This is a genomic window from Caballeronia sp. INML2 (assembly GCF_023631365.1).
Taxonomy (GTDB): Bacteria; Pseudomonadota; Gammaproteobacteria; order Burkholderiales; family Burkholderiaceae; genus Caballeronia; species Caballeronia turbans.
This window is the reverse complement of record NZ_JALQDH010000086.1, coordinates 1-9094: the sequence shown is the minus strand read 5'-3', so window position 1 is coordinate 9094 and position 9094 is coordinate 1. Positions and strand designations below refer to the sequence as shown.

The following is a 9094-nucleotide window of genomic DNA, read 5'->3' as shown; positions in this document are numbered from 1 at the left end:
GGATGCGGCAGCGGTAGCGTGGGGCCTGCGAATGTCTGGATCAGATGAACGTCCACGCCGATGACCGGCGTCAGGTGAGTAACTGCAAGCAGCGCCATTACGCCTGGCCTCCCGTTTCGGGAGCCATTTGCTCGGCGAACTGTTGCGATACGTCCGGATGCCAGTTATTCATTCTCGCTTTCGCGCCTGAGAGGAATCGAACCGTCTTTCTAAACCACGGCTTAAATCAAAGCAAACCGAGTAATCCTAATCAATTCACCAAGAATCCCGGATGACTCTCGTGGGGGACACACACGGAATCACGCTGCAAGCGGTTCATCCGATCGACGCAGACCATCTGCGATGGCAAAAAGCGAAGCTCGTCAGCGCTGGATTTCGCAAACCACGCGCAGGATCAACGCGCCCCGCATCACCATCAGAAAGTCAGCACACTCATGAACAGCCGCTGCAACCACCCCATCGTCGTCGAATCCGCGAGCATTCCCACGCCCGCCTGTTCGATGCGCGCATTCGCCACCTTGTTCGACGCCACGTAATTCCCCGCCTCGATATCCTTCGGATTGACGATGCCGGAGAATCGCAGCCGGTCCTGATTGCCGCTCATCGCGATGATCTTGTCGCCCGCGACCACGAGATTGCCGCCCGGCAACGTGCCGATGACCGATACCGCGAGCGTGCCGCTCATCGCCGAAAGATTGCTGGTGCTGCCGTTCCCCTTGAACGACGTATCCGCCGAGCCGACATTGAAAAGACGCGCGAGCCGCGCCGCCGCCCCGCTCGACTTGTCGGCGGCCTCGGCGCTGATGCTGCTCGCGCGGCTCGCGCTGGCATCCGCGGTATTGCTGCCCTGGTACGACTCCGCGAGCCGGATCGTCAGCACGTCGCCGACCCTCTGCGCGCGCGAAGTCTCGTAGAGCGATGCCGAACTGCCCGCCTGATAGATCGCGCCCAGCGTGTTGACGTTGACCGGCTGCGCGACGGCCGGCGCATAAGTCGGCATCTCGACGATCGAGCGCGACCCCGACGACGAGCACGCGGCGAGCGCGAGCACGAACGCCGCGCATGGCATTGACGCCAGTTTCATGAACAATCCTCTCCTTCGATTCAGGGCGCGTCGTGAACGGCGGCGAGCCGCCATCTGTCGGTGGTATCGCGCAGCCACGCTTCGTAGGCCTTCAGGCGATAGATCACGCGCGCCGAGGCCGCGGCGCCGTTCGCCTCCAGCGTGATTGAGCTCGCCGCGTTCTCCCATGTCCGCGTCTGGTAGCCGTTCGCGCGCTCGACGCGACTCCCGCCGAACTTCGACGTCAGCGCTTGCGCGAAGTCATCGGCCACGCGCGCATCGATCACGAACGACATGCGATACAGCCGCGGCGACGCATCGCCCGGCATCGCCATGAAGCGCAGCACGTGATCGCGCGCGGGCGTGCCATCGACGACCGCCAGCGATTCGCTCCATCCGTTTTGCGTGCGATGTGCCCATTTGCACGCGATCGACAGGCTGTGCGCATCGCGCAGCACCATGCCGAGCGAGGCGGCCTCGAGGTCCGTGTCGCATACGGCGACGCTGCCGGGCGGCGTCGCGCGCGCGGGCTCCTCGCGACGGAAGGCATCGAGCGAAATGCCGAGCCGCAGGCCGCGGAAGTCGAACGGCTTTTGCGCCGCGGCGAATGCGGGCGTCGCCATGCAAGCGAGCAAGGCGCAGCGAAGGAACGTTCGCTTCATGTCAGTCGATGGCGGTGGCGCAGGCATCGAAGGGCGTGGACGCGGCATGACCCACGACCGGCACGATCTTCAGCGCGGCAGATGTCACGCGGCACGGCAACGCGGCGAGCGCGCAGCCGTCGAGCATGAGCGGACACGCCGCGAGCGCGGCGCACGCGAGCACGAGACGAAAGAACGTCGCCATGATTCACGCGGTCGTGTCGACGTGATTGCCGAGATGCGCCGGATTGCTCGGCGTCGTCTTCGCGTTCGGCGTGGCGGTGTCTACGGTCGGGTTATCGCCACCCCGCTTGATGGGCAACGTGTGCGACGACGTTTGCGTCGTGTGTTGAGTGCTCGGGCCAGTGACGTTCATGCTGCGCGCTCCTTGAAGATGAAAGACCGTTGCGGATTGCAACGGGGCAATCTTCCATGAGCGCGCGATGTGACGATCGCGCGAAAAAAACACGCTTTTCGCGGGTGCTTACGAGGCATTACGCCGGTGTTACCGGTTCTTTCCACTTCGTTCGAAACGATGCTGCAATGCGGCGAAAGCCGCGAGATGGTATGACTGTTTCGCCCGAAAAAGCGGGTTAACGTGAATTAAAAGTGGCCGGATAGCTTCATATAGTCAATCTATCTCGGCGCCGTTGCATCGGCGGTATAAAAACCCATATACCGGAACGGCAAAGAGATAAATAGAACAACGAATTAACAGGTTATTCCAGAATCACTCGAACAAAGTCGAATAAATAGCCAACGGATGGAGGAACCACTGACATGAAACGCCGCACCGTGTTAGTCGCGATAGCCGCCGCGCCCCTGAGCGCCATGCTCCCGCTACCCGCCTTCGCACAGAAGCCGATCGTGCTCGGCTTCGCGCAGGTTGGCGCCGAAAGCGAATGGCGCACTGCGAACACCGAGTCGATCAAGTCGAGCGCGAAGGAGGCGGGCATCGACCTCAAATTCTCCGACGCCCAGCAGAAGCAGGAAAACCAGATCAAGGCAATTCGCTCGTATATCGCCCAAAAGGTCGATGTGATCGCGTTCTCGCCGGTCGTCGAAACCGGCTGGGAAACGGTGCTCGTCGAAGCGAAGAACGCGAAGATTCCCGTGGTGCTCACCGACCGCGCGATCAGCAGCAAGGACGAGACGCTCTATGTCACGTTCATCGGCTCGGACTTCACCGAGGAAGGCCGCAAGGCGGGCCGGTGGCTCGTCGAGAAGGAGAAAGGCAATCCGGGGCCGGTCAATATCGTCGAGTTGCAGGGGACAGTGGGTTCCGCGCCCGCGATCGATCGCAAGAAGGGCTTCGAGGAAATCATCAAGTCCGATCCGAAGTTCAAGATCATCCGTTCGCAGACCGGCGACTTCACGCGCGCGAAAGGCAAGGAAGTGATGGAAGCCTTCCTCAAGGCCGAAGGCAAAAAGATCAACGTGCTCTACGCCCACAACGACGACATGGCGATCGGCGCGATCCAGGCGATCGAGGAAGCCGGCATGAAGCCCGGCAAGGACATCATCATCATTTCAGTGGATGGCGTGAAGGGCGCCTTCGAAGCGATGATGGCGGGCAAGCTCAACGTATCCGTCGAATGCAGTCCGCTGCTCGGGCCCCAGTTGATGTCGGTCGTGAAGGACATCAAGGCGGGCAAGTCCGTGCCCAAGCGTATCGTCACGCAGGAAAGCATCTTCCCGATGGAGGTCGCGGCGAAGGAATTCCCCAATCGCAAATACTGATCTCCGATGACTTCACCCGTATTGGAGTTGCGCGGCATCGACAAGCGCTTTGCCGGCGTGCATGCGCTGCAGGACGTGAACCTCACCCTCTATCCGGGCGAGGTTCACGCGCTGATGGGACAGAACGGCGCCGGCAAGTCGACGCTCATCAAGGTGCTCACCGGCGTCGTCAGTCTCGACGCCGGCGAAATCGTGCTCGACGGTCGCGCGATTCGCCCCGAGTCGCCGCTCGCAGCGCAGAAGCTCGGCATCAGCACGGTCTATCAGGAAGTGAATCTCTGCCCGAATCTGTCGGTGGCGGAGAACATCTTCGCCGGTTACTTTCCGCGGCGCGGCGCGCTGCACGGCTATCGCATCGACTGGGACGCGACGAACCGGCAGGCGCGCGAGCTGCTTGCGCGCATCGGTCTCGATATCGACGTGACGCGCGTGCTGACGAGCTATTCGGTCGCCGTGCAGCAGATGGTCGCGATCGCGCGGGCGCTGAAGCTGTCGTCGAAAGTATTGATTCTCGACGAGCCCACTTCCAGCCTCGACGACGACGAAGTGCGCCGCCTGTTCGACGTGCTGCGGCGGCTGCGCGAGCAAGGTCTCGCCATTCTGTTCGTCACGCACTTTCTGAATCAGGTCTACGCGATCTCCGATCGCATCACCGTATTGCGCAATAGCCGGCGCGTGGGCGAATGGCGCGCGAGCGAGCTGGGCACGCAGGCGCTGATCGCAGCGATGCTCGGGCGCGAGCTCGCCGCAGCGCAAGCGCGTCAGGCGCCGCCCGAAGAGTCCGAGGCGAGCGCGACGGATAACGCCGTGCTCGACGCCGTGCGGCTCGGCCAGAAGGGACAATTGCAACCGCTCGATCTGCGCGTGCGTGCAAGCGAAGTGGTCGGCGTCGCGGGGCTGCTCGGGTCCGGACGCACCGAGCTTGCGAAGCTGCTCTTCGGTCTGGAGAAGCCCGACGAAGGCGAACTGCGCATCGATGGCACGCCGGTTTCATTCGCGACGCCCGCGCAGGCGATCCGTCATGGCATCGCATTTTGTCCGGAAGAGCGCAAGGCCGATGGCATCGTCGCGGAGTTGTCGTTGCGCGAGAACATCGCACTCGCGTTGCAGGCCCGAATGGGCGCGCGACGCTGCCTCACGCGCGCCGAACAGAACGCGCTCGCCGAACGCTTCGTGCGCGCGCTCGGCATCAAGGCCGCGACGCTCGACATGCCGATAGGCCTGCTCTCCGGCGGCAATCAGCAAAAGGCGCTCATCGCGCGATGGCTCGCGACCGAGCCGCGTCTGCTCATTCTCGACGAGCCGACGCGCGGCATCGACGTCGCGGCAAAACAGGAAATCATGGACGAGATACTTCGCCTCGCATCGACGGGCATGGCGGTGCTCTTCATCTCGTCGGAAATCTCGGAGGTCGTGCGCATCGCCAACCGCATCGTCGTGCTGCGCGACCGTCGCAAGGTCGGCGAGCTTCCGGCGGGAACGAGCGAGGACACCGTCTGCGAAATGATCGGAGCCGAACATGGATGACACCGTGCGACGTGGAATGCTGCGTTCGGCGATGGAGCATCGGCTCGGCTGGCCGATCGTCACGCTCGCGCTGCTGCTCGCGCTGAACGCGGCCTTCAATCCGGGCTTCCTGCATGTCGAATGGCGCGATCATCATCTCTACGGCAGCCTCGTCGACATCCTCAATCGCGCCGCGCCGCTCGCGGTCGTCGCGCTCGGCATGACCATCGTGATCGCGACGCGCGGCATCGATATCTCCGTGGGCGCGGTCGTCGCCATCGCGGGCGCGGTCGCCGCATGGACGATCGGCGGGTCGGTCGCGGGCACCGTCACGCGCTTTCCACTGCCCGTCGTGATCGTGGCCGCGCTCGGCGTCGCGTTGCTGTGCGGGCTGTGGAACGGCCTGCTCGTTGCGCGCGCGGGCATGCAGCCGATCATCGCGACGCTCATTCTCATGGTCGCGGGACGCGGCATAGCACAGCTCATCACGAGCGGCCAGATCATCACGATCTACTACTCGCCCTACTTCTTCTTCGGCGGCGGTTATCTGCTCGGCGTGCCGGTGTCGATTCTTATCGTCGCGCTCGTGTTCGTGCTGCTCTATCTCGCCATTACACGCACCGCGCTCGGGCTTTTTCTGCAGGCGATCGGCATCAATCCGACCGCCGCGCGCGTCGCGGGCGTGCAGGCGCGAAGGCTCACGCTCGGCGCGTATGCGTTCAGCGGATTGTGCGCGGGCGTCGCCGGCATTCTGATCAGTTCGAATGTAAAAAGCGCGGACGGCAACAACGCGGGCCTGCTGCTCGAACTCGATGCCATCCTCGCCGTCACGCTCGGCGGCACCGCGTTGACGGGCGGCCGTTTCACGCTCGCGGGCAGCGTGATCGGCGCGCTCATCATCCAGACGCTCACCTATCTGATCTATTCGCTCGGCGTGCCGCCGGAGGTGAATCTCGTCGTGAAAGCGATCGTCGTGTTCGCGGTGATGATGCTGCAATCGGGCGAATTTCGCGCGACAGTCGCGAAGTTCGCGCGCCGCCCTCTTCCTGACCGCGAGGTGCGCCGATGAATTCGGGCCTGCCCACGCTCACGCAGCATCGCAAGGAAGATACGCCGCCGCGCAAGACATATCGCAGCCGCTACCTTCCGCTTGCCGCGACGGTATCGCTCTTCATCGCCGTGTCCGTGCTCGGCTCGGTGATGTACACCGGCTTCTTCTCGCCGCAAGTCTTTCTGAATCTGCTGATCGACAACGCGTTTCTGATCGTCGTCGCGGTGGGCGAGACATTCGTGATTCTGTCGGGCGGCATCGATCTGTCGGTGGGATCGGTCATCGCGCTCACGACGATGGTCTCCGCCGCGCTCGTCGAGAAGGCGGGCTGGCATCCGCTCGTGGTGATTCCACTCGTGCTCGCGATGGGCACCGCGTTCGGCACGCTGATGGGCTGGCTGATCGCGCGCTTTCGCCTGCAGCCGTTCATCGTCACGCTCGCCGGAATGTTTCTCGCGCGCGGGCTGTGCTATCTCATCAGCATCGACTCGATCAGCATCACGGACCCGTGGTACGCCGCTGTGTCGCAAATTCGCATACCGGTGATGAGCGGCGCGTCGCTCTCGCTCGGAGCGGTGATCGCGCTCGTCGTGCTCGCCGCCGCCGTGTTCGTCGCGCATTACACGCCGTTCGGACGCACCATCTATGCGGTCGGCGGCAACCCGCATTCCGCGCTACTGATGGGCTTGCCGGTGAATGCGGCGACCATCGGCGCCTATGCGCTGTCGGGCTTCTGTTCCGCGCTCGGCGGCGTGCTGTTCACGTTCTACATGCTGTCGGGCTACGGCCTGCATGCGATGGGCCTCGAACTCGATGCGATCGCTTCGGTCGTCATCGGCGGAACGTTGCTGACGGGCGGTGTCGGCTATGTGATCGGCACGCTCTTCGGCGTGCTGTTGCTCGGCATCATTCAGACGCTGATTTCATTCGACGGCTCGCTCAGTTCGTGGTGGACCAAGATCGCGGTCGGCGCGCTGCTGCTCGTGTTCTGTCTGTCGCAGCGGGCGTTCGGCGACCGCGGCGCGGCGAAGCGCTGACGAAGCTATGGACTATCGCCATCCACAGCCCCGCAAGAGCATGCACGCGCGCATCGTGCAGGAACTCGGCATCGAGATCGTGAGCGGCAGGCTCAAGCCGGGCGACCGCCTGCCCGCCGAGGCGAAGCTATGCGAAGCGTATGGCGTGAGCCGGCCCGTGCTGCGCGAAGCGACCCGCGTGCTGGTCGCGAAAGGGCTCGTGCTGTCGAAGCCGCGTCTGGGCAGCGTCGTGCGTGCGCGCGATGAATGGCATACGCTCGATCCCGATGTGCTCTTCTGGACGATCAACACCGTGCATGAAGGCGAGTTCTTTCAATCGCTGCTCGTGGTGCGCAGGATTGTCGAGCCTGCCGCCGCCGCGCTCGCCGCATCGAACGCAACGGAGGACGATGTCGCGCGTATCCGTGACGCATTCGAGCGCATGTCGCACGCGCCCACGCCCGAGGCACTGCTCGCGCCCGATCTCGAGTTTCATCGCGCCATCATGACGGCGACGCACAACGACATGCTGATGTACATCGGACACATGCTGACGCTGGCGCTGTCGGAGTCGATCAAACTGACGAGCCGTCATCCCGATACGCATGCGCTCTCATTGCCGCGGCACAAGGCGATTCTCACCGCCATCGCGAATCGCGATCCGCTCGGCGCGCGTCATGCGAGTCTCGTGCAACTCGACAACGCGCTCGCCGATGCACAAAGCGTGCTGTCGGCGGTGTATCAGGAATAGCGGCCTTACGTGCTCCGGCGCCACGCGTTGTCTTTCAGTGCCTTTTCGAAGGCATCGGCGGACCAGGCTTCATCGAGCGCCTGGCGAAGCAGCGCCTGCTGGCTCTTCGGCGCGAGACCCCCGATGGGTGGATCGCGATCCAGATTCGTCGGGAACGCATAACCTTCCGCGCACGACGCGATGACCGCATCGAGCTCCGCATCGTTCATTCGTCCCGTCGACTCGATGTCGAGCAGCACCGGAAAGATCGCTTCGCACATGCGCGCGCGATCGAGCGTTTCCATCGCGCGGCCATACGCGGACGACACCTGGAGAAGATTCGCCATGCGCTGCACGTCGTGCGTGCGGTTCGCGCCCGCCGCATGGAAGAGCGCCGGGCTGAAAAAGAGCGCGTCGCCCTTTTCGAGCGGCAGTTGAACGTAGTGAGCCTCGAAGTGCGCGCGGAAGTCCGCACGGCGCCATGCGAGATAACCCTCGCGATAACGTTGCGAGAACGGCAGCAGTTTCGTCGGGCCGCTCTCGACGGGCATGTCGCTGTGCGCGACCGCGCCTTGCAGCGTGAGAAACGGCGACATCGCGTGGACGTGTGCCGGATAGCGTTGCACTTCATCCGCCGTCTGGAATCCGAGGTGATAGTCGCGATGTGCCTCTTGCGCGTCTCCGCCCGGACGCACGACATTGACCTGCGACGTCATCTGGAATCCGGGACCGAGCCACGCTCGCGCGGCACACTCGATGAACGGATTCGCAAAGTAGCGCGCAAAAACGCGAGGTGCTTGCAGACAGAGCTTTTCCTGAGCGTTCCAGATGCGATCGTTCGCGCCGGCTTTTGCGAAATGATCGCCCGCGCTCGCGCCTCGCGCGTGCTCCTGCCGGATGATGGATTCGAAAATCGCGGTGGCTTCGTCTACGGGGCCGGTGTCCGCATACGCGCGCTTCAGTACGAACACGCCCGCGCCATCGCGCAGCACCGTCGCCCATTCCGCCTGCAATGCCATGATCTTCGATGAATCGCGCAGCACCTCGGCAAGCGCGCCGCAATCGTAGAGCGGAATCCGGCATCGACTATCCGATGCGAATATCAGCTTCTGCGCGGTGTCGCGCTCAAGCAGGCTCGAAAACGCGTCGAGCGAGCACCCGCTTTCCGTGTACCAGTTCGTCTCGTTCATGTCTCGCTCCGTTTTCCTCAAGCATAACGGCTGATATGACTCCGCCTGTCAATAGCGATCGGTTTTGGGTTTGTTGATGTGCGCATCTTGCCGAATTTCCTGAGGGCGACGTAGCAGTAAGTCTCGACGGTGGATCATGCTGATATTCGCGGGTTGG

10 protein-coding genes are annotated in these 9094 nt (G+C 63.3%); 5 read left to right on the top strand and 5 right to left on the bottom strand.

The window, feature by feature from the left end:
* Positions 1-415: 415 nt before the first annotated feature.
* The 4 genes from NCT32_RS29420 to NCT32_RS29405 are packed head-to-tail and all read right to left on the bottom strand — an operon-like array spanning position 416 to position 2080.
* Positions 416-1084 (bottom strand): flagellar basal body L-ring protein FlgH, encoded by a 669-nt coding sequence (locus NCT32_RS29420; protein WP_250490860.1) that lies wholly within the window; start codon positions 1082-1084, stop codon positions 416-418.
* Between the two features lie 20 nt (positions 1085-1104).
* A complete protein-coding gene (locus NCT32_RS29415) occupies positions 1105-1725 on the bottom strand; it encodes a hypothetical protein (RefSeq protein ID WP_250490859.1) in 621 nt (206 codons plus the stop codon).
* A gap of 1 nt (position 1726) precedes the next feature.
* Positions 1727-1909, bottom strand: coding sequence for a DUF6726 family protein (locus NCT32_RS29410; RefSeq protein WP_061121331.1), 183 nt, complete (start codon positions 1907-1909; stop codon positions 1727-1729).
* Positions 1910-1912: 3 nt separating this feature from the next.
* A complete protein-coding gene (locus NCT32_RS29405) occupies positions 1913-2080 on the bottom strand; it encodes a hypothetical protein (RefSeq protein ID WP_250490858.1) in 168 nt (55 codons plus the stop codon).
* Positions 2081-2484: 404 nt separating this feature from the next.
* Between NCT32_RS29405 and NCT32_RS29400 the strand changes: the two genes are divergently transcribed.
* From NCT32_RS29400 to NCT32_RS29380, 5 genes are read left to right on the top strand one after another with little or no spacing between them, the layout of a single operon-like run.
* Positions 2485-3444, top strand: a complete 960-nt coding sequence (locus tag NCT32_RS29400) for an ABC transporter substrate-binding protein (RefSeq protein ID WP_250490857.1) — start codon at positions 2485-2487, stop codon at positions 3442-3444.
* Positions 3445-3450: 6 nt separating this feature from the next.
* Positions 3451-4971: a sugar ABC transporter ATP-binding protein gene (locus NCT32_RS29395; protein ID WP_250490856.1), complete on the top strand. Its 1521-nt coding sequence runs from the start codon at positions 3451-3453 to the stop codon at positions 4969-4971.
* Positions 4964-6019 (top strand): ABC transporter permease, encoded by a 1056-nt coding sequence (locus tag NCT32_RS29390; protein ID WP_061121335.1) that lies wholly within the window; start codon positions 4964-4966, stop codon positions 6017-6019. The genes NCT32_RS29395 and NCT32_RS29390 overlap by 8 nt, the downstream gene beginning before the upstream one ends.
* Entirely contained in the window at positions 6016-7038 is a 1023-nt protein-coding gene (gene yjfF, locus NCT32_RS29385; protein WP_250490855.1) for a galactofuranose ABC transporter, permease protein YjfF, read from the top strand. Before NCT32_RS29390 ends, yjfF begins: the two co-directional genes overlap by 4 nt.
* 7 nt (positions 7039-7045) lie before the next feature.
* Positions 7046-7768 (top strand): FadR/GntR family transcriptional regulator, encoded by a 723-nt coding sequence (locus NCT32_RS29380; protein WP_250490854.1) that lies wholly within the window; start codon positions 7046-7048, stop codon positions 7766-7768.
* 5 nt (positions 7769-7773) lie between these two features.
* Here the strand turns inward: NCT32_RS29380 and NCT32_RS29375 are convergent, their stop codons facing one another.
* Positions 7774-8937, bottom strand: a complete 1164-nt coding sequence (locus tag NCT32_RS29375) for a phytanoyl-CoA dioxygenase family protein (protein WP_250490853.1) — start codon at positions 8935-8937, stop codon at positions 7774-7776.
* Positions 8938-9094: the final 157 nt, after the last annotated feature.

What these genes read in the sequence shown, in the direction of transcription:
- NCT32_RS29395 (WP_250490856.1), top strand. Translation starts at nt 3,451, where the DNA reads ATGACTTCACCCGTATTGGAGTTGCGCGGCATCGACAAGCGCTTTGCC.
- NCT32_RS29405 (WP_250490858.1), bottom strand. Translation starts at nt 2,080, where the DNA reads ATGAACGTCACTGGCCCGAGCACTCAACACACGACGCAAACGTCGTCG.
- NCT32_RS29410 (WP_061121331.1), bottom strand. Translation starts at nt 1,909, where the DNA reads ATGGCGACGTTCTTTCGTCTCGTGCTCGCGTGCGCCGCGCTCGCGGCG.
- NCT32_RS29390 (WP_061121335.1), top strand. Translation starts at nt 4,964, where the DNA reads ATGGATGACACCGTGCGACGTGGAATGCTGCGTTCGGCGATGGAGCAT.
- NCT32_RS29415 (WP_250490859.1), bottom strand. Translation starts at nt 1,725, where the DNA reads ATGAAGCGAACGTTCCTTCGCTGCGCCTTGCTCGCTTGCATGGCGACG.
- yjfF (WP_250490855.1), top strand. Translation starts at nt 6,016, where the DNA reads ATGAATTCGGGCCTGCCCACGCTCACGCAGCATCGCAAGGAAGATACG.
- NCT32_RS29380 (WP_250490854.1), top strand. Translation starts at nt 7,046, where the DNA reads ATGGACTATCGCCATCCACAGCCCCGCAAGAGCATGCACGCGCGCATC.
- NCT32_RS29420 (WP_250490860.1), bottom strand. Translation starts at nt 1,084, where the DNA reads ATGAAACTGGCGTCAATGCCATGCGCGGCGTTCGTGCTCGCGCTCGCC.
- NCT32_RS29400 (WP_250490857.1), top strand. Translation starts at nt 2,485, where the DNA reads ATGAAACGCCGCACCGTGTTAGTCGCGATAGCCGCCGCGCCCCTGAGC.
- NCT32_RS29375 (WP_250490853.1), bottom strand. Translation starts at nt 8,937, where the DNA reads ATGAACGAGACGAACTGGTACACGGAAAGCGGGTGCTCGCTCGACGCG.